16 protein-coding genes are annotated in these 22924 nt (G+C 66.1%); 5 read left to right on the top strand and 11 right to left on the bottom strand.

What is annotated here, in order from left to right; all coding sequences use genetic code 11:
• Positions 1 to 5: 5 nt before the first annotated feature.
• Both tsf and rpsB read right to left on the bottom strand, forming a co-directional pair.
• On the bottom strand, positions 6 to 908 hold the full coding sequence (tsf, locus tag WDZ97_RS04850; protein WP_304001035.1) for a translation elongation factor Ts: 903 nt from the start codon (positions 906 to 908) through the stop codon (positions 6 to 8).
• A 68-nt stretch (positions 909 to 976) separates the two neighbouring features.
• A complete protein-coding gene (gene rpsB, locus WDZ97_RS04845; RefSeq protein WP_020164763.1) occupies positions 977 to 1735 on the bottom strand; it encodes a 30S ribosomal protein S2 in 759 nt (252 codons plus the stop codon).
• A gap of 279 nt (positions 1736 to 2014) precedes the next feature.
• Here rpsB and map point away from each other — a divergent pair, with 279 nt between their 5' ends.
• From map to WDZ97_RS04830, 3 genes are all read left to right on the top strand, one after another.
• Positions 2015 to 2833 (top strand): type I methionyl aminopeptidase, encoded by an 819-nt coding sequence (gene map, locus WDZ97_RS04840; RefSeq protein ID WP_019918202.1) that lies wholly within the window; start codon positions 2015 to 2017, stop codon positions 2831 to 2833.
• 3 nt (positions 2834 to 2836) lie between these two features.
• Complete coding sequence (locus WDZ97_RS04835) at positions 2837 to 5419, top strand: [protein-PII] uridylyltransferase (RefSeq protein ID WP_425761967.1); 2583 nt, start codon at positions 2837 to 2839, stop codon at positions 5417 to 5419.
• A gap of 107 nt (positions 5420 to 5526) precedes the next feature.
• Positions 5527 to 8133, top strand: coding sequence for a bifunctional diguanylate cyclase/phosphodiesterase (locus tag WDZ97_RS04830; RefSeq protein WP_425761966.1), 2607 nt, complete (start codon positions 5527 to 5529; stop codon positions 8131 to 8133).
• Positions 8134 to 8379: 246 nt separating this feature from the next.
• Here the strand turns inward: WDZ97_RS04830 and def are convergent, their stop codons facing one another.
• Both def and WDZ97_RS04820 read right to left on the bottom strand, forming a co-directional pair.
• Complete coding sequence (def, locus tag WDZ97_RS04825; RefSeq protein ID WP_425761965.1) at positions 8380 to 8910, bottom strand: peptide deformylase; 531 nt, start codon at positions 8908 to 8910, stop codon at positions 8380 to 8382.
• The gene (locus WDZ97_RS04820) at positions 8907 to 9656 is read right to left on the bottom strand and encodes an S-methyl-5'-thioinosine phosphorylase (protein WP_425761964.1); all 750 of its coding nucleotides are present in this window, start codon (positions 9654 to 9656) and stop codon (positions 8907 to 8909) included. The genes def and WDZ97_RS04820 overlap by 4 nt, the downstream gene beginning before the upstream one ends.
• Before the next feature lie 128 nt (positions 9657 to 9784).
• On the opposite strand from WDZ97_RS04820, the gene typA reads away from it, so the two are divergent.
• On the top strand, positions 9785 to 11599 hold the full coding sequence (gene typA, locus WDZ97_RS04815; RefSeq protein ID WP_020164768.1) for a translational GTPase TypA: 1815 nt from the start codon (positions 9785 to 9787) through the stop codon (positions 11597 to 11599).
• Between the two features lie 78 nt (positions 11600 to 11677).
• Here the strand turns inward: typA and WDZ97_RS04810 are convergent, their stop codons facing one another.
• From WDZ97_RS04810 to WDZ97_RS04780, 7 genes are all read right to left on the bottom strand, one after another.
• A complete protein-coding gene (locus WDZ97_RS04810; protein ID WP_425761963.1) occupies positions 11678 to 12202 on the bottom strand; it encodes a hypothetical protein in 525 nt (174 codons plus the stop codon).
• A gap of 3 nt (positions 12203 to 12205) precedes the next feature.
• Positions 12206 to 12751 (bottom strand): hypoxanthine-guanine phosphoribosyltransferase, encoded by a 546-nt coding sequence (locus WDZ97_RS04805; RefSeq protein WP_304031300.1) that lies wholly within the window; start codon positions 12749 to 12751, stop codon positions 12206 to 12208.
• Positions 12748 to 13650: a UTP--glucose-1-phosphate uridylyltransferase GalU gene (gene galU / locus WDZ97_RS04800; protein ID WP_020164771.1), complete on the bottom strand. Its 903-nt coding sequence runs from the start codon at positions 13648 to 13650 to the stop codon at positions 12748 to 12750. Before galU ends, WDZ97_RS04805 begins: the two co-directional genes overlap by 4 nt.
• 4 nt (positions 13651 to 13654) lie before the next feature.
• On the bottom strand, positions 13655 to 15724 hold the full coding sequence (ligA, locus tag WDZ97_RS04795; protein ID WP_425761962.1) for an NAD-dependent DNA ligase LigA: 2070 nt from the start codon (positions 15722 to 15724) through the stop codon (positions 13655 to 13657).
• Complete coding sequence (locus WDZ97_RS04790; RefSeq protein WP_425761961.1) at positions 15724 to 16902, bottom strand: cell division protein ZipA C-terminal FtsZ-binding domain-containing protein; 1179 nt, start codon at positions 16900 to 16902, stop codon at positions 15724 to 15726. Before WDZ97_RS04790 ends, ligA begins: the two co-directional genes overlap by 1 nt.
• Before the next feature lie 22 nt (positions 16903 to 16924).
• On the bottom strand, positions 16925 to 20431 hold the full coding sequence (smc, locus tag WDZ97_RS04785; RefSeq protein ID WP_425761960.1) for a chromosome segregation protein SMC: 3507 nt from the start codon (positions 20429 to 20431) through the stop codon (positions 16925 to 16927).
• Between the two features lie 284 nt (positions 20432 to 20715).
• Positions 20716 to 21630 (bottom strand): hypothetical protein, encoded by a 915-nt coding sequence (locus WDZ97_RS04780; RefSeq protein ID WP_425761959.1) that lies wholly within the window; start codon positions 21628 to 21630, stop codon positions 20716 to 20718.
• A 369-nt stretch (positions 21631 to 21999) separates the two neighbouring features.
• On the opposite strand from WDZ97_RS04780, the gene WDZ97_RS04775 reads away from it, so the two are divergent.
• Positions 22000 to 22851, top strand: coding sequence for a GNAT family N-acetyltransferase (locus WDZ97_RS04775; RefSeq protein ID WP_425761958.1), 852 nt, complete (start codon positions 22000 to 22002; stop codon positions 22849 to 22851).
• The last annotated feature ends 73 nt before the right edge of the window (positions 22852 to 22924 follow it).

Here is a 22924-nt window from a genome sequence, read left to right as displayed (position 1 = left end):
CGGGCTCAGGCCTTGGCGGCCGCTGCTGCGGCAGCCTGGGCGGCGACTTCGGCTGCGAAGTCGGTGGTCTTCTTCTCGATGCCTTCGCCGACCACGTAAAGCGTGAAGGAGGCGATCTTCGCCGACTTCGCCTTCAGCAGCTGTTCGATGGTCTGCTTGCCGTCTTCGGCCTTGACGAAGACCTGACCCAGCAGGGTGACTTCCTTCAGGTACTTCTGCACCGAGCCTTCGGCGATCTTGGCGATCATCTCTTCCGGCTTGCCGGCTTCGCGCGCCTTCTCGATCGCAACGCGACGTTCGGCTTCGATCAGGTCGGCCGACACGCCGGTCGAATCCAGCGACTTCGGCTTCGACGCGGCGATGTGCATCGCCAGGTCCTTGGCCATCGCGTCGTCACCGCCGACGACATCGACCAGCACGCCGATCTTCGAGCCGCCATGCACGTAGCTGGCGACCTTGCCTTCAGCCTGCACGCGCACGAAGCGGCGGATCGACATGTTCTCGCCGATCTTGCCAACCAGTGCGGCGCGGGTCGATTCGATCGTGCCTTCGCCGAACGGCAGCGCCGACAGCGCGGCCACGTCGGCCGGGTTGTTGTCGGCGACCAGCTTGGCGGCGCCATTGACCAGCGCCAGGAAGTCGTCGTTCTTGGCCACGAAGTCGGTTTCGCAGTTCACTTCGACCATCGCGGCAGTCTTGCCGTCGGCCGACAGGAACAGACCCACCACACCCTCGGCGGTCACGCGGGCGGCGGCCTTGCTCGCCTTGTTGCCCAGCTTCACGCGGAGGATTTCTTCGGCCTTCGCCAGGTCGCCGCCCGCTTCGGTCAGCGCCTTCTTGCATTCCATCATCGGAGCGTCGGTCTTTTCGCGCAGCTCCTTGACCATACCTGCGGTGATTTCCGCCATGCTCATTCCTGCCTATAAGTTCGAATCGGTAAAACAATCGCGGGCGCCTGGGCGCCCGCGGCAATCGATCAGGCCTGGGCTTCGCCTTCGCCTTCGACCTCGACGAACTCGTCGTCGGACTTCAGCTGCGCCACCAGGTCCTGGGCGGCGCTGTTGCGGCCTTCCAGGATCGCGTCGGCGACGCCGGACGCGTACAGGCGGATCGCGCGGCTCGAATCGTCATTGCCCGGAATGACGTAATCGACGCCCAGCGGCGAGTGGTTGGTATCGACCACGGCCACGACCGGGATGCCCAGCTTGTTGGCTTCGGTGATGGCGATCTTGTGATAGCCGACGTCGATCACGAACAGCGCGTCCGGCAGACCGCCCATGTCCTTGATGCCGCCGATGCTCTTCTGCAGCTTGACCAGCTCGCGCTGCAGCACCAGGGCTTCCTTCTTCGGCATGCGTTCCATCGAACCGTCTTCGACCATGGCTTCCAGGTCCTTCAGGCGCTTGACCGACAGCTTCAGCGTCTTGAAGTTGGTCAGCATGCCACCGAGCCAGCGCTCATCGACATAGGGCACGCCGGCGCGTTGCGCCTCTTCGGCCACGATTTCGCGGGCCTGGCGCTTGGTGCCAACCATCAGGATGGTGCCCTTGTTGGCGGACATGCGGCGGATGAAGGCCATCGCGTCGTTGTACTTGGCGACGGTCTTTTCCAGGTTGATGATGTGAATCTTATTGCGATGGCCGAAAATGAAGGGGGCCATCTTGGGGTTCCAGAAGCGGGTCTGGTGTCCGAAATGGACACCCGCCTCCAGCATTTCGCGCATGGATACGGACATTCGAGATTACTCCGAACAGGGTTTGACCTCCGCCCGGCCGTGTTCACAGCCAGTGTTCCGGCTGCGCACCCTATCGGTTCAGTCACCGTATACATATGCGGCGACACCGGGCGTGTGGATTTGTCTGACGCACCCGCCATCGGGTACTGAAATCAGACAGCCTGCGATTCTAGCAGCCGCAATGCAACAAACTCAAGTCGGCCGGATGACAGCAGTTTGCCGCCCGGAACCGCTTCCGCTAACCTGCTGTCCCTCGGAACACCCTTACAGAGCCTTTTCATGAGCGTCACCATCAAGACAGCGGAAGAAATCGAGAGCATGCGCGTCGCGTGCAGACTGGCGTCGGAAGTGCTCGACTACATCGAGCCCCACGTGCAGCCGGGCGTCACGACGGCCGAGCTCGACCGCCTGTGCCATGAATACATGGTGAACGTGCAGCAGACCATCCCGGCGCCGCTCAATTACGCGCCGCCCGGCTACAGCCCCTATCCGAAGTCGATCTGCACCTCGGTCAACCACGTCGTGTGCCACGGCGTACCGGCCGACCGTGCCCTGAAGAAGGGCGACATCGTCAATCTGGACATCACCGTCATCAAGGACGGCTTCCACGGCGACACCAGCCGCATGTTCATCGTCGGCGGCGAGACGACCAAGCAGGCGGCACGTCTGTGCCTGATCACCTACGAATGCCTGTGGCTGGGCATTTCCAAGGTGAAGCCGGGCGCCCGACTGGGCGACATCGGCCACGCCATCCAGCGCCACGCCGAGAACAACGGCTTCTCCGTCGTGCGCGAATTCTGCGGTCACGGCATCGGCCGGAAATTCCACGAAGAGCCGCAGGTGCTGCACTACGGCAAGCCGGGCACCGGCATGGAGCTGAAGGAAGGCATGATCTTCACCATCGAGCCGATGATCAACGCCGGCCGCGCCGCCGTGTCGGAACTGCCGGACGGCTGGACCATCGTCACCCGCGACCGCAGCCTGTCCGCGCAATGGGAGCACACGGTGCTGGTCACCGCCGACGGTTACGAGGTGCTGACCGTGTCGGCCGGCAGCCCGCCGCCGGCGCTGAGCGGCGACACTGCCCGGGCCGCCTGAGCGGTGAACGGTCCGGCCGATTCCGACGCGCTGCGCCAGCTCGCCGGCGCACTGCGCAGCGAACTGGCGGCCAGCCAGCTCGAATTCCGCACGCGTTTCGAACAGGACGGCAACAGCAGCCGCATGCTCGCGGCGCGCGCCCGCGCCGTCGACAACGCGCTGCGGCGGCTGTGGGCAGCGGTCGGACTGCCGCGCACCGCGGCGCTGATCGCCGTCGGCGGTTACGGGCGCGGCGAGCTGTATCCGGCGTCCGACGTCGATGTGCTCTTCCTGACGCCAAGCGAGGTGTCGGCTGACATCGAGGCCAAGCTCGAACATCTGGTCGGACTGCTGTGGGACATCGGTCTGGACATCGGTCACAGCGTGCGCTCGGTCGGACAGTGCGTCGATGAAGCGGCGCGCGATATCACGGTCGAAACCACGCTGCTCGAAGCACGCCTGCTCGCCGGTTCGCGCAGGCTGTTCCGCGAACTGAGCAGCACGCTGGAGGCGCAGCGCGACCCCGGCGCCTTCTTCAAGGCCAAGCGACTGGAGCAGGACGAACGCCACCAGCGCTACCAGGAAACGCCCTACAGTCTGGAACCCAACTGCAAGGAAAGCCCCGGCGGCCTGCGCGACCTGCAGGTGATCCAGTGGATCGCGCGCGCCAGCAAGCTGGGCAGCAGCTGGGCCGAACTGGCCGCGCGCGGCCTGATCACTGCCGAGGAAGCACGTCAGCTCGCACGCGTCGAGCGCTTCATGCGTGACACCCGGGTACGGCTGCACCTGATCGCGCGCCGGCGCGAGGATCGTCTGATCTTCGATCACCAGGAGGCAATGGCCGCCGCCTTCGGCCTTGCTGCCACACCGACGCGGCGCGCCTCCGAAGTGTTCATGCAGCGCTATTACCGAAGCGCGAAGACCATCACCCAGCTGAACACCATCCTGCTGCAGAACATTTCGGCTGCGCTGTTCCCGGCCGACGAGGCGGCAGTGCTGCCGATCAACGAACGCTTCCAGTCCAGCCGCGAACTGCTGGACGTGGTCGATGAACAGGTGTTCGAGCGCGAGCCGAGTGCACTGCTTGAGTGCTTCACGCTGCTGCAGCGGCACAGCGAACTGAAGGGCATGACCGCGCGTACGCTGCGCGGCCTGTGGCGTGCGCGCCGGCTGATCGACGCCAAATTCCGCCGCGACCCGAAGAATCGCGCCCTCTTCCTGTCCCTGTTCCAGCAGACGCGCGGGCTGGTGCATGAAATCCGCCGGATGAACCAGTACGGCATCCTCGGCCGCTACCTGCCCGCCTTCGGCCGCATCGTCGGCCAGATGCAGCACGACCTGTTTCACGTCTATACGGTCGATCAGCACATCCTGCAGGTGATGCGCAACGTGCGCCGCTTCACCATGTCGGAGCATGCGCACGAGTATCCGCTGCTGTCGCGCCTGATCACCGGCTTCGAGCGGCGCTGGCTGCTCTACCTGTCGGCGCTGTTCCACGACATCGCGAAGGGCCGCGGCGGCGATCATTCGCAGCTCGGCATGCGCGATGCACGCCTGTTCTGCCGCCAGCACGGCCTGAGCACTGCCGACACCGATCTGGTCGTGTTCCTGGTCGAGCACCACCTGTCGATGTCCTCGGTGGCGCAGAAGCAGGATCTGTCCGATCCGGACGTGATCCGCGACTTCGCGCGCGTGGTGAAGAGCGAACGTCGCCTGACCGCGCTCTACATCCTGACCCACGCCGACATCCGCGGCACCAGTCCCAAGGTGTGGAATGCCTGGCGCGGCAAGCTGCTGGAAGACCTCTACTTCTCGACCCTGCGCGTGCTGCAGGGGGACGGCGCCCACGCACCCGGCAGCGGTGACCGGCAGGAGGAAGCGCGCAGTCTGCTGCGCTACTTCGGACTGCGCGAAGGCGTGGAGCAGGCTTTCTGGTCACGCCTGGACACCGTGTATTTCATGCGCCACGACCCAGACGAAATCGCCTGGCACACGCGCATGCTGTATTTCCAGGTCGATGCGACGGTGCCGGTCGTCAAGGCGCGGCCGAACCAGGTCGGCGACGGCCTGCAGGTGATGGTGTATGCGCCGGACCAACTCGACCTGTTCGTGCGTCTGTGCGGCTTCTTCGGCCGCTTGGGATACAGCATCGCCGACGCCAAGATCCACACCACGACCGACGGCCATGCGCTCGACAGCTTCGTGCTGCTCGACCCGAACGGCCACCTCAATTCGCGCGACATGATCGCGCTGATCGAAACCGGCCTGGTCGAGCGCCTGCAGGCGCAACTGCCGGCCGAGCAGCCGATCGCCGGGCGGCTGTCGCGCGAGGTGAAGCATTTCCCGATCACGCCGGAAATCGTCATCAAGCCGGACGAGCGCAAGCAGCACCACATCATGCACGTCACTGCGGCCGACCGACCCGGCCTGCTCTACTCGGTGGCGCGCGTGCTGGCGGCACACGCGATCCGCCTGCACACCGCCAAGATCACGACGCTCGGTGAGCGCGCCGAGGACGTGTTCCTGATCTCGGGCGAGGAACTGGACAACAGTACGACCTTGATCCGGCTGGAGCAGGAACTGCTGGGAGAACTGGCCGTTTCCTGAGCACGGTATGACGGGCGCGACGCAGTGCCCGCTGCGCCGCGCAGGTTTCCGGACATACTGTCGATGCCGACGCACCCGGGCATCCCCGACGAGGACGGAACCCAGCCTTGAGCCTGACCCGCGACGAACCCGCACCCTTCACGATGACCGACCGCGCGCGACCACTGATCGTTGCACTGGTGGCGCTGCTGGCGGGTCTGGCACTCACCGCCTACATCGCAGGCAACGAGGCGGCGGAACTGCATCAGCGAGAGCGCAGCGCCGTGACGGCGCAGGCCGGACAGGTGCGGGCGCGGCTGGAGAGCGAGGTCAACAGCGCCGCCCACCTGTCGCTCGGTCTGGTCAGTTTCATCGCCGCCAATCCGGACTTCGACCGCGCTTCCTTCGATCGCGTCGCAGAACGCATGCTGGCCTACGGCCGCCATCTGCGGAACATTTCGGTGGCGCCGGACAACGTGGTGCGCGAGGTCTATCCGCTCGCCGGCAACGAACGCGCAATCGGTCTGAACTATCTCGATACGCCGTCGCAACGTGACGCGGTCGTGCAGATGATGAAGTCCCGCCGCTTCGTACTCGCCGGCCCGCTCGAACTGGTGCAGGGCGGCGTCGGGCTGATCAACCGCTTTCCGGTCTATCTTCCGGCGCGAAACGGACAGCCCGAACGTTACTGGGGCTTGGTTGCCGTCGTGCTGCGCTTCGATTCACTGCTCGAAGCCAGCGGTCTCCTGCCTGAGCGCGGCGACCTGCGTTACGCGCTGCGCGGTCGCGACGGGCTGGGCGCGGCGGGCGAGGTCTTCCATGGCGACGCGGCGTTGTTCGACCAGACACCAGTACTGGTCGACGTCGTACTGCCCGACAACGCGCGCTGGCAACTGGCCGCCGTCCCGGCAGGCGGCTGGCAGAACGGCTACGGCAGCGCGCGCGTGCTCGGCATCTGGGGGGCCGGCGCCGCCGTGTCGCTGGCCATTGCCGCCCTGCTCTATCTTCGACAGCTGCAGTTGCGCCGGTTGCAGATGCGCGACGCCGAACTGTCGCTCGCAGCCAGCGTGATCGACAGTCTGAACGAAGCCATCATGGTCACCGATGCGCGCGGACGCGTCGTCACCGTGAATCCGGCGTTCAGCGCACTGACCGGCATCGACGAGAGCGCGGCCAGCGGACGACCCGCGTCGGCGGTGGTCAGCTGTCCGTACAGCGAGGAATCGCGCAGAGAATTCGCCGATCAGCTCGAACGCGACGGCTACTGGCGGGGCGAACTCGACGACCAGCGCGCCAGCGGCGAAAGCTATCCGAAGTCGCTCAGCATCTATCCGGTCCGTGAACCGGGCGGACGCATCGCTCACTACGTGCATTCCTTTGCCGACATCAGCGAGCGCAGGGAGGCTGAAAGGAAGATCCACCACCTCGCGCACCACGACATGCTGACCGGTCTGCCCAATCGTCTGTCGCTGCAGCTGCGCATGGAACAGGTGATGGCGCATGCGCGCCGGCACAGCACACTGTTTGCGGTGCTGATGATAGACATGGACCACTTCAAGGACATCAACGACACGCTGGGCCATCATGTCGGCGACGCGTTGCTGGTCGAGGTGGGCAAGCGTCTGCAGCGCTGCGTGCGACAGAGCGACGTCGTGGCACGCCTCGGTGGCGACGAATTCGTCGTCCTGGTGACCGACATGGTGACCACACTGACCGCGGCTGCTGTGGCCGAGAAGATCGTCGCCGCCCTGTCTGCGCCCTACGCCGTCGAGGCCTACCAGCTGCACTCGACGCCCAGCGTCGGCATCGGCGTCTTTCCGAACGACGGCGAAACGGTGGATGACCTGCTGCGCAATGTCGACAGCGCGATGTATCACGCCAAGGCTGCCGGCCGGAACAATTACCAGTTCTTCAACGACAGCATGTCGGCCAACGCCAGCGAACGGCTGACGCTGCAGAGCAGCCTGCACCAGGCGATTGCCAAGCGGCAGTTCGTGTTGCACTACCAGCCGCAGATCGAAACCGGCAGCGGTCGGCTGATGGGGGTCGAGGTGCTGGTGCGCTGGGAGCACCCGGAGCGCGGTCTGGTTCCGCCGAACAAGTTCATTCCGATTGCCGAGGAAAGCGATCTCATCATCCGCCTCGGCGAATGGATACTGCAGGAAGCCTGTCGCCAGCTCAGTGTCTGGCGCGCCATGGGCCTGCAGATGCGGATCGCCGTCAACCTGTCGGCGCGACAGCTGCGCTCGAAGAATCTGCTGCGGCAGGTGAAGGACGTCGTACTGAAGTACGACCTGAAGCCGGGCGACCTCGAACTGGAGATTACCGAGAGCGTCGCCATGGAGGACGCCGACAACACGCTGCGCATGCTGGCCCAGCTGCGCGAACTGGGCCTCGAACTGGCGATCGACGACTTCGGCACCGGCTATTCGTCGCTGAGCCACCTGAAGCTCATGCCCTTGCAGCGGCTGAAGATCGATCGTTCCTTCGTCAAGGACATCGAGAACGATCCAGACGACGCCGCGATCTGTGCAGCCACCATCAGCCTGGCGCACAACCTCGGTCTGACGGTGATCGCCGAAGGGGTGGAAACCGACGCGCAGTATGCCTTTCTCGGCAACCTGGGCTGTGAATGCGTACAGGGCTTCCTGTTCAGCAAACCGCTGCCGGCGGCCGAACTGGAAGCCTGGATCGCGGCGCGCACAGCCGGGGCCTCCGTCACCAGCAGCCTGTAAACAAGAATCGTCCGACCGCGACTTCGGCCTTCGAATGACCGGTCGTTGTCGATCGCCGGCCCCGTCGGGGTCAGAAGACCCCTCCCACAGAACCCTGGCCCGGACTCAGACTGTGGGTCGGGCGCATCTCCTGTGGGAGCGGCCTTGGCCGCGACACGGCGATGGCCATCTACAGACTTCGATACGGGCTTTTGCCGGGGCGAGAAGGGCCCTCGGTTCACGATAGCAGCGCCCGCTCAGACGCCGTCAGTCGTCTCCATCCTCGACGCCCGGGAACAGCACGTCGGTGTAGCCGAAGCGGCTGAAGTCACGCACCCGCATCGGGTAGAGGATGCCGTCGAGGTGATCGCATTCATGCTGCACGACGCGCGCGTGGAAACCTTCCGCCTCGCGCGAGATCGACTTGCCCGCCGGATCGAAACCGCTGTAGTGCAGCCGGCTGTAACGCGGCACGACGCCGCGCAGGCCGGGCACGGACAGACAGCCCTCCCAGCCCTCCTCCATGTCGTGGCCGAGCGGCGTCAGCACTGGATTGACCAGCACGGTGAAAGGCACGACCGGCGCGTCCGGATAGCGCACGGACGGCGAGCCGCCGAAGATGACGACGCGCAGGTCGATGCCGATCTGCGGCGCCGCGAGGCCGGCGCCGTTGGCCGCCTGCATGGTGTCCATCAGGTCGGTCACCAGTGCGTCGAGCTCCGCCGTGTCGAAACGCTCGACCGGCAGCGAAACGCGCAGCAGGCGCGGGTCGCCCATGCGCAGGATGTCGCGGATCACGGGCACACTCCTTCCTGGCACAAACGCTCGAGCAGGTGACGCACGCGCATCATCGCCTCCTGCAGCATGGCTTCGATGGCCGACATCTGGATGCCGTGCGCTGAATCGCCGCGACCGGCCGCGTGATTCACCACCACATTGAGCGCCGCATAAGCCAGACCGGCTTCGCGCGCCAGCACCGCCTCCGGCATGCCGGTCATGCCGACGACGTCGGCGCCGTCCCGCTCGAAACGGTTGATCTCGGCGGCGGTTTCGAGACGCGGTCCCTGGGTGGCTGCATAGACGGCGCCGTCGATTACCGCCTCGCCGGCCAGCATCGCGGCGGCAAGCAGCCGAGCACGCAGGGCGCTGTCGTAGGGTTCGGTGAAATCGACATGCTTCACCTGTCCGTCGTGGCCGTCGAAAAAGGTCGAATGGCGGCCCCAGGTGTAGTCGATGATCTGATCCGGCACGACCAGGCTGCCCGGCGCCAGGTCGGGCCGGATGCCGCCGACCGACGCCACCGATACGACCTTGTCTACGCCGACGCTCTTCAGCGCCGAGATGTTCGCGCGGTAATTGACGCGGTGCGGCGGAATCGTGTGGCCGTAGCCATGGCGGGCGATGAACACCAGTTCGTGGCCACCGAGGCGGCCGAAGGTGAGCGGACCGGATGGTTCGCCGTAAGGGGTACGCACGACCTCGCGCCGCGTGACGTCGAGGTTGGCAAGCTGGGTCAGCCCGCTTCCGCCAATGATGGCCAGCATCGTTCCGGAACTCCTGATTGGATGACCGGCGAGTCTAGCAGCCGGAACGCCCTCCGTCCGGGCACCTGACGTCTTGCGAACTTGGCGTGCTAAACTCGCGTGTTTATCTTTTGCGCCGCACCATTCCCATGTCCCGCTCCATACGCAACATCGCCATCATCGCGCACGTCGATCATGGCAAGACCACGCTGGTTGACCAGCTGCTGCGCCAATCCGGCACCTTCGCATCGCACCAGCAGGTGTCCGAGCGGGTCATGGATTCCGGCGATATCGAAAAAGAACGCGGCATCACGATTCTCGCCAAGAACTGCGCGATCGAATACGAAGGCACGCACATCAACATCGTCGACACCCCGGGCCACGCCGACTTTGGCGGCGAGGTCGAGCGCGTGCTGTCGATGGTCGATTCCGTGCTGCTGCTGGTCGACGCGGTCGAAGGCCCGATGCCGCAGACCCGCTTCGTCACCCGCAAGGCACTCGCGCTGGGCCTGAAGCCCATCGTCGTCGTGAACAAGATCGACCGTCCGGGCGCCCGTCCGGACTGGGTGATCAACCACACCTTCGACCTGTTCGACAAGCTGGGTGCCACCGACGAACAGCTGGATTTCCCGGTCGTGTTCGCCTCGGCGCTGAACGGCTTCGCCATGCTGGATGCCGACAAGCCGGGCACCGACATGCGCCCGCTGTTCGAGACCATCCTGAAGCACGTGCCGCAGCCGGAAGTCGATGAAGACGCGCCGCTGCAGCTGCAGATCTGTTCGCTCGACTACTCGACCTACATCGGCCAGCTCGGCATCGGCCGCATCAAGCGCGGCCGCATCAAGCCGAACCAGGAAGTCGTCGTCTATTACGGCGACGAAAGCCGCGGCAAGGCCAAGGTCGGCCAGGTCCTCACCTTCAAGGGCCTGGATCGCACGCAGGCGGAATCGGCCAGTGCCGGCGACATCGTGCTGGTGTCCGGCATCGAGCAGGTTGGCATCGGCGTCACCATCTGCGATCCGGAATCGCCCGAGCCGATGAAGCCGATCGCGGTCGACGAGCCGACGCTGACGATGAATTTCATGGTGAACGCCTCGCCGCTGGCCGGTCGCGAAGGCAAGTTCGTCACCAGCCGCCAGATTCGCGAGCGCCTCGAAAAGGAACTGCTGAAGAACGTGGCGCTGCGCGTCGAGTACACCGACGACTCCGACGTGTTCCTGGTGTCGGGTCGCGGCGAACTGCACCTGACCATCCTGCTGGAAAACATGCGCCGTGAAGGCTACGAACTGGCGGTCGGCCGCCCGCGCGTGGTGTTCAAGGAAATCGACGGCGTGAAGTGCGAGCCGTACGAAATGCTCACCGTCGACGTCGAAGAGACCCACCAGGGCGGCGTGATGGAAGAGCTGGGCCGTCGCCGCGGCGAAATGCAGGACATGCAGCCGGACGGCAAGGGCCGCGTGCGTATCGAGTACCGCATCCCGGCGCGAGGCCTGATCGGCTTCCAGGGCGAATTCCTGACGCTGACCCGCGGTACCGGTCTGGCAAGCCACGTGTTCGACGACTACGGCCCGATGGCCGGCGCCATGTCGGAACGTCGCAACGGCGTGCTCATTTCGCAGAACGACGGCGAAGCAGTCGCCTACGCGCTGTGGAACCTGCAGGACCGCGGCCGCATGTTCGTCAATCCGGGCGATGTGCTGTACGAAGGCATGATCATCGGCATCCACTCGCGCGACAACGATCTGGTGGTGAACCCGATCAAGGGCAAGCAGCTCACCAACGTGCGCGCCTCGGGCACCGACGAAGCCGTGCGCCTGATTCCGCCGATCGCGCTGACGCTGGAATCAGCGATCGAATTCATCGCCGACGATGAGCTGGTCGAGATCACGCCGAAGAACATCCGCCTGCGCAAGCGTCACCTGAAGGAACACGAGCGCAAGCGCGCCTCGCGCGACGAAGCCTGATATCCGGGCAGCGTCGAATGAAATGAAAAGAGCGCCCATGGGCGCTCTTTTCATGTGTGCATCGACCAGCGACCGGCTTCAGGTGCGGCGTTCGATCGCCGCCTGTGCGCGCAGCCGCGCGTAGGTGGTCTGCAGCACGCGCGCGTCGTTGCTGGCGCGATGGCGCGTGGTGTGCAGCTCTTCCGCCACCGCCTGCTTGACCCCGTGCCAGCGCGCCGCCTCGTCCTCGTTCAGCAGCTCGCGCAGGCTGCGCAGATGAAAGCGCGGCACGCGATCGGCCTCGTCGTAGAGGCGCGACAGCCAAGCGTAATCGTTGCCCCAGGCATCGCTGTACACCTCGCGCCCGCGCAGCGCCTCGTCCAGCCGGCACACGACTTCCTCGACCGGCAGGCCGTGCTGCATCAGCACGTCGCGCGTGATGTGGTGGATGGACTCGGCGCTGGCATCCCAGTGCCGCCACCCGTCCGGCGGACGCACCAGACAGCACAGCGTGCGCCCGTCCGGCAGCACGCAGCCCACTTCGATCGGATAGCTGCCGGCACCGAAGCCGGACGCCTCGATATCGAGGAAGACCGGCAGCGCGTCGGTTCCGGCGTCCGTCACGCCCTACTCCTTCAGCGCGTAAATGGCCGGCAGATTGCGCCACGCACCGCGCACGTCCATGCCGTAGCCGAACACGTAGCGGTTGGGCAGTTCCAGCCCGGTGAAGTCGGCGGTGATCGGCTTGGCGCGACCGATCTGCTTGTCCGAGAACACCGCGGTCAGACAGCGCGTCGCACCCTTGGACAGGATGTGCTGGCGGATCGCGGCCAGCGTGATGCCTTCGTCGAGGATGTCGTCGAGTACGAGAACGGTGCGCCCGACCAGCGGCGTGCGCGGCTCGTTTATCCAGCGCAGCTCGCCCCCCGAGGTCTCGTCGCCGTAGCGGGTGACGTGCAGGTAGTCGAAGTCCAGCGGAAACGCGAGTTTCGGCAGCAGGTTGCCGGTGAACACGACAGCGCCGCCCATCACCGACAGCAGCAGCGGATAGCTGTCGCCGACCGCCGCCGTGATTTCCTGCGCGACCCGATCGACCGCCGCCTCGACTTCGGCAGCGGAGCAGATCAGGTCGGCACCTTCAAGCAGTGCCTGCGCGTCGGCCAGACGACTCACGCTGCGTCGGCTTCGCGCGAAATCTCTTCGCGCGACACTTCCTGCGCGTCCATCCAGGCGGTGAATGCTGCGCCGACTTCAGGATGCTTGCGTGCGAGTGCGACAGTCGCCTGCAGATAGCCCAGCTTGGAGCCGCAGTCGTAGCGCGTGCCCTTGAACGGATAGGCCAGCACCGCCTCTTCCTTCAGCAGTGCGGCGATCGCGTCGGTCAGCTGCAGTTCGCCGCCGGCGCCCGGCGTGATCGCGCGCAGGTGATCGAAAATGCGCGGCGTCAGCACGTAACGGCCGACCACGGCCAGCGTAGACGGCGCCACTTCGGGCTTCGGCTTCTCGACGATGCCGGTCACGCCGTACAGGCCGCCGACGTCGGCGTCGGTGCTGACGATGCCGTAGCTGCCGGTCTGGCTGCGCGGCACCTGCTGCACGCCGAGGATGGAGCGGCCGAAGCGGTCGAAGATGTCGGTCATCTGCTTCAGGATCGGCGGCTCGCCGTCGATCAGGTCGTCGGCCAGCAGCACGGCGAACGGCTCGTCACCGACGACCGGCGCCGCGCACAGCACGGCGTGGCCCAGTCCGAGCGGCTCGGACTGGCGGATGTAGATGCAGTTCACATGCTTGGGCACCGTGTTGCACAGCGCCAGCAGGTCATGCTTCTTCTTCATCTCGAGTTCGTGTTCGAGCTCGTAGGCCTTGTCGAAATGGTCGGCGATCGAGCGCTTGGTGCGACCGGTGATGAAGATGAGGTCGGTGCAGCCGGCGGCCACGGCTTCTTCGACGGCGTACTGGATCAGCGGCTTGTCGACCACCGGCAGCATTTCCTTCGGGTTGGCCTTGGTGGCGGGCAGGAAACGGCTGCCCAGACCGGCGACGGGAAAGACTGCTTTGCGTACGGATTTCATCGTTCTATGGCTCCCTTTTCTCGAGCATCGACATGAGCCCGGATTCATCGAGAATATTAATGCCCAGTTCTTGCGCTTTTGTGAGCTTGGAACCGGCGTCCGTGCCAGCCACCACGAAATCGGTCTTTTTCGACACGCTGCCGGCCACTTTCGCACCCGCAGCCTCAAGCAAGTCCTTGGCCTGATCGCGCGAAAGCGTGGGCAGCGTGCCGGTGAGCACCACTGTCTTGCCGACCAGTGGACCGCTCGCCACCTGTGCTTCGCCCTCTTCCCAGACGATGCCGCAGGCGCGCAACTGCTCGACCACCTCGCGGTTGTGCGGCTGCGCGAAGAAGGTGTGGATGCTGGCGGCGACCACCGGACCGACGTCAGGCACCTGGGCCAGTTCCTCGACCGAAGCGCCCATGATGCGATCCATGCTGCCGAGGTGGCGCGCCAGATCCTTGGCGGTCGCCTCGCCGACGTGGCGGATGCCCAGACCGAACAGGAAGCGCCCCAGTGTGGTGCGCTTGGACTGTTCCAGTGCGGTCACCAGGTTCTCCGCCGACTTCACCGCCATGCGATCCAGCTCGGCCAGCTTGAGCACGCCCAGCCGGTAGAGGTCAGGCAGGCTGCGGATCAGTCCGCCATCCACCAGTTGCTCGACCAGCTTGTCACCCAATCCTTCGATGTCCATCGCGCGACGCTGCGCGAAATGCAGCAGCGCCTGCTTGCGCTGCGCCGAACAGTACAAGCCCCCGGTGCAGCGATGATCGACCTCGCCTTCTTCACGCACCACGTCCGAACCGCAGACCGGACAGTGGCTGGGCATCGAGAATGCCCGCGCATCCGCCGGCCGTCTGTCCGACAGCACCGACACGACCTCGGGTATGACATCGCCTGCGCGGCGCACGATGACGGTGTCGCCGACATGCACGTCCTTGCGCCGGATTTCCGATTCGTTGTGCAGCGTCGCATTGGTCACCGTGACGCCACCGACGAACACCGGCGCCAGCCGCGCCACCGGCGTGAGCTTGCCGGTGCGGCCGACCTGCACCTCGATGTCCTGCACCGTGGTCAGCGCTTCCTGCGCCAGGTACTTGTGCGCCACCGCCCAGCGCGGCTCGCGGGTGACGAAACCCATGCGCTGCTGCAAGGCCAGGCTGTTCACCTTGTAGACCACGCCGTCGATGTCGAAGGGCAGCGTGGGCCGCGCCTCCGCGATGCGCGCGTGGAACACGGCCAGCGCCTCGCCGCCGCTGCACACCGCGCGGTGCTCGCTGACCGGCAGGCCAAAGGCGGCCAGCGCGTCGAGCACGCCGGCATGGGTGTCGGGCACCGTCCAGCCACGCACTTCGCCGAGGCCATAGGCGTAGAAGGACAAGGGCCTCTTCGCCGCAATCGCCGGGTCGAGCTGGCGGATGCTGCCGGCCGCGCCGTTGCGCGGATTCACCAGCGTCTTTTCGCCCGCCTCGATGGCGCGTGCATTGAAGGCGTCGAAGTCGTCGCGCCGCATATAGACCTCGCCGCGCACTTCCAGCACCTCGGGCAGGCCGGGCGCGTCGAACAGCGAGGGCTGGCCTGTGGTCGGAGGCGGTGTCAGCGCCAGGGGCACATCGCGGATGGTGCGCACGTTCTGCGTCACGTCCTCGCCGGTCTCGCCGTCACCCCGGGTGGCTGCGAGCACCAGTACGCCATTCTCATAGCGCAGATTGATGGCCAGGCCGTCGAACTTCAGTTCGGCGGCATAGTCGACCGGCGGCGCCTCCTCGGTCAGTCCAAGTTCGCGCCTTACGCGGGCATCGAAGTTCAGCGCGCCGCTCGCCTCGGTATCGGTTTCGGTGCGGATGGACAGCATGGGCACGACGTGTCGCACCGGCGCGAAGCTGTCGAGCGGCTTGCCGCCGACGCGCTGCGTCGGCGAATCCGCGGTGCGCAGCGCCGGGTACTCGGCTTCCAGCGCCTGCAGTTCACGAAACAGGCGGTCGTATTCCGCGTCCGGAATTTCCGGAGCGTCGAGTTCGTAGTAGAGGCGGTCGTGACGGGTGATCTGCGCGCGCAGCTCGGCTGCGCGCGCAAGGACAACCGCGTCCATCAGCTGAACAGGCGGCGCGCCGACGCGCTGCCCGGCGCAACGCCGAACTGCGTCATGCGGGTCTGGAATTCGGCGATCTTGCCGCGGATCACGCCAAGCGAAGCGGGCGACAGCGGCTGCCGGTTGTCATCGACCACACGGGCGCCGAGCGCGTGCGCGAACTGTTCGGCCATCGTGACCATGCGGTCGAAATTGCGCGCGCCGTCGGCGACCGTAGGCACGTCAAGCAGCAGTGTCACGCCCGGCGTCTGCAGGTTCTTCATCGTTTCGGCGATGAATTCGGCGGCGTCGAGATTGCCTAGCGTGTAGATCGTCGCGCCGGCATCGTCGCGCGCGCGGAACAGGCCGTTATCGAGCGCGAAGCCCTGCGCTTCGGCCAGACCACGGAGCTTGGTGCCGGAAATCGGGTGTTCACCGGCCACCAGGTTGAGGCCGATCTGCACGTCGACCGACGCGGCGAAGCTGTCGAGCTCACGCGCACGAGTGAGCAGATCGCGTGCGTCGGGGAAATGCACGACGGCGAGGAAGCGGTCGGCGACGGCCTGCAGCGCGTGCGCCAGCGCCGACAGCGAAGCCTCGCTGAGCGGGCCGCGGCGATCGGCGAGCTGCACCGCCATTTCGATGCGCGACAGATTGCCGGCGGTATCCGGCGTCAATTCAAGCCAGCGGCCGGCCTGGTCGTCGCGGCCGCGCAGGCGCAGGCCGGTGTCGACCTGACGCGTCAGCTCGCTCCAGGCGCGCTGGAATTCGGTCGCCGCAATCGGCGCTTCCAGTTCGACGACGATGACTTCCTCAACCTTGGCATCGGCCCAGGCCGGTGCAGCGTCGTCGGCCGGCGCCGCCTTGAGCACCGGCTCGCGCTGCGGGGCAAGCTGCACGGTGTCGTCGGCCGCGGCGCTCATCCGCTCATCGGTCGGCAGATCGATCGCCGGCTCGACCGGCGTGTCGCTCGCCACGTCGCTGCCGAGATCGCTGCTCAGGTCGAAATCCAGCGTTGGTTCGACCCGGCGCGACGGCTGGTGCAGCGGATCGATCAGCACGTCAGGCTGGGCGTCGCCGAGCGCGCGTTCGGCGGTGCGGCGGTGGCGCCGCTCCTGCCACAGGTTGTAGCCGATCACGGCACCGACACCGACCACGCCGAGCGCGATCAGCCCCATCTGCAGTTCAGTCAGTTGCATGAATCCGTATCCCTTTTCCTGTTCAGACGCTGAGCGCTTCGTCGCGCAGTTTCAGCGCCGCTTCCATATCGACCTCGACCACGCGCGAACACCCGCGCTCCTGCATGGTGACGCCGACCAGCTGTTGCGCCATTTCCATCGTGATCTTGTTGTGACTGATGAACACGAACTGCGTCGAAGCGGACATGCGCTTCACCATTTCGCAGAAGCGTTCGGTATTCGTGTCGTCCAGCGGTGCATCGACCTCGTCCAGCATGCAGAACGGCGCCGGATTGAGCTGGAAGAAGGCAAACACCAGCGCTGTCGCGGTCAGCGCCTTCTCGCCGCCAGACAGCAGCTGGATCGACGCATTGCGCTTGCCCGGCGGCTGCGCGAACACCTGCAGGCCAGCATCCAGAATCTCGTCGCCGGTCATGACCAGTCGGGCCTCACCGCCACCGAACAGTTCCGGGAAGATGCGGCCGAACTCGGTATTGACGCGATCATACGTCTCCTTGAGCAGGGCGCGCGTGTCGCGGTCCATGCGGCGGATGGCGTCTTCCAGCGTGGCGATGGCATCGCGCAGATCGGTCGACTGCGCATCGAGATAACCCTTGCGCTCATTCGCCTGCGCCAGCTCTTCCAGCGCGGCGAGGTTCACCGCGCCGAGTGCTGCGATTTCCCGCGTCAGGCGGCTGATCTCGGCACTCAGCGCACCCTCGCGCACCTTCTCTGCCTCGCCCTCGGCCAGCAGCGCATCGAGCCGGCCGTCCGGCAGTTCAATCTCGCCCAGGCGCTGCGCGTACTGTTCGGCATTCAGCGCGGCCGCCTGCTGCTTCAGCCTCAGTTCGGCCAACCGCTCGCGCGCCGGCGCCAGCAGATGTTCGGTGTTGGCGCGCTGCGATTCGAGCTCGCGCAACTGGGCGGCCAGCACTTCCTGCGCGTCGCGGCAGGTGGCCAGCACCTGTTCGCGTGCCCGGCGGTTGTCCAGCACCTGCTGCAGCCGGCTGTCTATGCTGCCTTCGTCGATCTGCGCGAATTCGTCGCTGCGCAGCGCGCGCTCCAGTTCGGCATTTTCGAGCTGGGTCCTGGCCACCGCGAGGTTGTTCGCCAGATCGGTCAGGCGGCTCGTGCATTCGCGCTGCGAGAAGTTCGCCTCCTGCAGTTCGCGCGCCGCCGCCTGATCGGCGAAGCGCGCCTCGCGCAGCTGGCTGTCGGCGTTCTTCTGCGCCTCGGTCGCGGCGTCGAGCCGCATGCGCTGCACCTCGATCAGTTCGCGCGCGCGCTCGATCTCGGCGTCGGCGCGTTCAAGGTGGGCACGCTCTGTCTGCTCGGCCTGATCGACTTCGGCGCGATCGCGCGCCAGCGCCGCGCGCTGTTCGTCGTAGCGCGACACCGCCTGTGCCAGCTTGATCTGCTCGACCTGGGCGCTGTGCGCAGCCTGGGTCAGTGACTGCTGTTCGCGCCGCGCGGCGGCCTGTTCCTCGTGCGCGCCAGCCAGTGCCGCCTCGGCTTCGCGCAGCGCCTCGCGCGATTCGGCGAGCTGGGCGTCGGCGAGGTCGATCTCCTCGGCGAGACGGTCGATGTCGCGCGCGCGTTCGAGCACGCCGTGCGTGCGGGCGTCCGGCGCATACAGCGTCAGCGACGCGCCCTGCGCGACACGGCCATCCCGGTCGACGCGCAGACCGCTGGCGGCGAAATCCAGCGACTCGACGGCCGCGACCGGGCCCAGCCACAGATCGAGCAGCGCGTCCCAGCGCGCGTCGTGGGCGCGCACGCGGTGGCGCAGGCTGTCGGCACCGACGTCCGCGCGCGCGTCGCTGCCGGGAAGTGCGAGCGTCAGGTTCTGCGGTGCCGCACCGGCAGCGCAGGCAGAGACCAGCGTATCGGCCGACGCCGCCTCGAGCGCGCCCAGCCGCTCGCGCAGCACCGCTTCGACCGCCAGTTCCCAGCCGGCGTCGACCTGCAGCGACTGCCACAGCGGTTTTGCGTCCTGCAGGCCGAGGGCGGCCAGCCAGGGGGCGAGCTTGCCGTCGGTCTGCGTCTTGCGCTGCAGCTCGACCAGCGCGTCGCGGCGGGCGCGCGTTTCGGTCAGCGTCCGTGTGGCTGCACGTTCGGCGTCCTGCGCGTTGCGCACCTGCGCCTGCAGTTGCGGCACCGCGTTCTGTGCGGCCTGCAGACGCTGCTGCGCCGCCTCCTGCGCCATCTGCAGCGATTCGAGCTTGTCCTGCGCCTGCGCCAGCGCCTCGCGGTCTGGCTCGATCAGCTGCGCCTCGTCGTGCGCGATGCGCTCGCGCCGGCCAGCCAGCGAATTGAGCGTGCGGCCGGCGTTGGCACGGTGGGTTTCCTCGACCTTGAGCTGCTGCTCGACCGCGGCCAGTTCGCGCCGCGCCAGATTGGCCTGCTGCTCGGCTTCCTGGAAGGCGGCTTCCGCTTCGGGCAGCAGCGCGCTGGTCGTTTCGTGACGCGCTTCCGCCTGTTCGATGCGGTGCGCCGCGTGCTCAGCCAGTTCGGTCCAGCGGCCGGTGTCGGTTTCGATCGCCTCGATGCGCGCGCGCCAGTTCGCGACCTCGGCTTCGAGCTGGGCGATGCGCGCTTCCAGCTTGTGCCGGTTCTCGGCGGCGCGCTTCAGGTCGTCTTCGAGGCGACTGGCTTCGGCATTGGCGGTCAGCAGTTCCGCCTGTGCCGCGTGCACTGCCTCGGAACTGGCGAAATGTTCGGTGCGGATGCGCTCCAGCGCCGCCTCGTGGTGGCGCAGCGCCGCGGTCTCGCGCTCGATGTCGTTCTCGATGCGGCCGGCTTCCAGCGTCAGCGCGTCGGCCTCGGCCGCCGCCGAACGCTGCTTCATCGCCCACAGCAGCGCCTGCCGCTCGGACAGGCGGCGGTTCATGTCGGTGTAGCGGGCGGCGATCTCGGCCTGCTTCTGCAGCCGCTCGATGCGCGTGCCCAGTTCGCCGACGATGTCGTCCAGCCGCACCAGGTTGTCGCGCGCGTCGTCGAGCCGGCCCTGGGTTTCCTTGCGCCGCTCGCGGTACTTTGTAATGCCTGCCGCCTCTTCGAGGAAGGCGCGCAACTCTTCCGGCCGCGCCTCGATGATGCGGGTGATCATGCCCTGCTCGATGATGGCGTAGGCGCGCGGGCCCAGGCCGGTTCCGAGGAACACGTCGATCACGTCGCGCCGGCGCACGCGGGTGTTGTTGATGAAGTAATCCGACTGACCGTCGCGCTCCAGCACCCGCTTGACCGCGATTTCGGCGTACTGCGACCACTGCCCGGCCGCCCTGCCCTGCGCGTTGTCGAACACCAGTTCGACGCTGGCCCGGCCCACCGGCTTGCGTGTGCCCGAGCCATTGAAGATGACGTCGGTCATCGCATCGCCGCGCAAGGCGGACGCACGCGACTCGCCGAGCACCCAGCGCACCGCGTCGATGATGTTGGATTTGCCGCAGCCGTTCGGCCCCACCACGCCGACCAGCTGGCCGGGCATCTGTATGGTGGTCGGATCGACGAAGGTCTTGAAACCGGCGAGTTTGAGCTTGGACAGTCGCACGGGTCGGCGGCGGGAGGGGCAGAGTCGGGCAGATGAGGCCGGGAATGGCCGGATTGGCGCGAATGATAGCATCGCCCCCCGCTCTCCGGCTTTGACCGGGTGGGCACGGCCGGGCGGCAAACGCCATGCCGCCCACATCGATACGGTCGGTCAGTCCTTCAGCCGCCGGGCGGTTTCAGCCCGTCCGTTGTGGGTCATTGCATGATCGGACACCACACCGGGCACGGCGACGGTTTCGCGGCAGTACTGCGGCGATCACGCCCGTGCCTGCCTTGGCGATCGCATCAACAGGACGGCGCGCGCAAGCGGTAGTCGGCGCAGCGCGCGACGAAGTCGCGCGTGCTCTTGGGCATCGGCACCCGTGCCCGCGTGATGTCGCTCAGCAGTTCCGTGCCCTGACGGATCAGGCGCACACCCAGATCGAGATCGCGCCGTTCGGCATCCGTACAGTCCGCATCGTCCGGCACGAAGGCGAGCAGTTGTTCAGCCGACACCGCGAAGCTGGCCCAGACATCGAAGATGGACTTGTCCGTGCGCAAGGTTTCCGTCTTGATCTTGGCTGCATCGGCGAAGCTCACGACAAGGTCGGAAATCCCCTTGAAGCGCGGGCGATTGCCGAAGGTGTCGCACAGTTCGCCGGCGATCAGATCGATATCGCGCATGGTGAGCGCGATCTTGATGTAGCGGCTTTCGTAGAACGACTCGACCGGCACTGAAAATGCCTTGAACGGCTCTCCCCACATTTCGTCGATGCCTTCTTCGCCGCTGCGGTGCCGCACCGAGCGCCCGAGCTCCAGCGCTTCCTGAAGACAGTGGCCGCACTCGCGCATCAGGCCGTTGTCGCTGTCGATCTCGACGCCCGCCGCCTGCAGTTCGACCAGCCTCGTGAATATGTCCGTCGCACGGTTGAACAGCGCCCCCGCGAGCATGCCGCCCTTGACCCGCTTGAGCGCGGGATCCTGCTCGGCATCGTAGGCAGCGCGTGCCTCGTTCAGGCGGGAGCCCGGAATGTTGATGCCGTGCTCGACATGGTTGAACAGGCGCCGGGTCAAGGCCTCGATCAGCTTCTTCTTCGCCGACAGCGAGTCAGCGGGCGGCTCATAGATCTTGATCCAGTAGCCGTAGTAATGCACCCGGTACTCGCCCGCCACCTTGCGCTTGCAGCCGAGTGGGTAAATTTCTTCGGTATCGCGTTGCATCGTTCGATCCACACGAAGGTAACGATTTCATGCTAGGCCAAAAGTCGCATCTTGTGCAGTGCAACACCTGTCACATCCGTACCAAGTCACGCATTCTTGCGAACGCGTGAAAAGCGACCTTACGGCTCCCTGGCTGCGCGTGACGCGACATAACCGGCAGCGGTCCCTCGGCCTGCACCAAGCTGCGCCTGCCGCAGCGCACGAACTGGCCCGTTCGTGCCCACTGCCTTAAAATGGCGCGTCCGTCGAAAGAACCGTCATGGCACTGACCATGGAAGGCTTTCATCCTTGAAATCGAATGGGGTGAAAATGAGCAGGCCTTTCATTTCTCTGTGCCCGGAAATCACCCGGGCCAACGCGCTGAATCTGATGGACTGGCTGGAGGACGAGAACGTCATCCGCTATCTGAGCGATTCGCGTCATGTCTCCCGCCACATCGAACAGGTCGTCAGCCGGGTCCAGCTACCCGTCCTGACCCATCTGTTCAACCAGGGCGGCCGCTTCTTCATGGCCTGCGACCGGCATGACCAGCCGGTGGGCTTCGTCCGCCTCGTCAAGAACGGCGCGGACTGCGAAATCGTGCTGGTCATCGGAGACCGCGAAAACTGGGGCCGCAGGCTAGGCGCCAGTGCGCTGCGCGAAGGCATGAAGCTCGCCTTCTTCGACATGCGGGCCGAGAAGCTGATCGCCAGGATTCACGCCGACAACACGCGCTCGCTGAAGGCCTTCCTGCGCTGTGGCTTCGTGCTCGAAAGCGAGACACCGACGCTGAAGTCATTCGCGATGAGTTCGGAGCGCTATCTGCAGCGTCTGCGCGAGGATACGGTCGATGACCCCTCCGGGATCTACGTCACCGAAATCGACCAGGCCCGGCTCCGGAACCTGATCGCGCTGGAGGACGACGCGGATGTGGTTGATCTCGAACACGAGGTCGAGCGCGCCATCGTCGTCGATTCGCGCAAGGTGGCGCGGGACGTGGTCACGATGAACTCGCGGGCCGTGCTGCATCTGGACGACGAGAAAATGGAAGTCGCTCTGGTCTACCCGCAGGACGCGGACGGCAGTGCCGGGAAACTGTCGGTGTGCTCGAGTGTCGGCACCGCGATCCTCGGTTACCGGGAGGGCGATTGCATCGACTGGCGTATGCCGCACCGGACCCGGCGCATCCGGATCGAGCGCGTGCTTTACCAGCCGGAAGCGGCGGGCGATTTCCATCTGTAGGATCGCAGGCCGCGCCTCCGCGGCAGGTTGCACATCATTACAGCGACCAGCACGCAGTGGCGCCTCGTGGAGT

Source organism: Methyloversatilis sp. MC4-4 (assembly GCF_049843555.1).
Taxonomy (GTDB): domain Bacteria; phylum Pseudomonadota; class Gammaproteobacteria; order Burkholderiales; family Rhodocyclaceae; genus Methyloversatilis; species Methyloversatilis discipulorum_B.
Note: the sequence above shows the minus strand (reverse complement) of the source record. Positions and strands in the feature narration are given on the sequence as shown.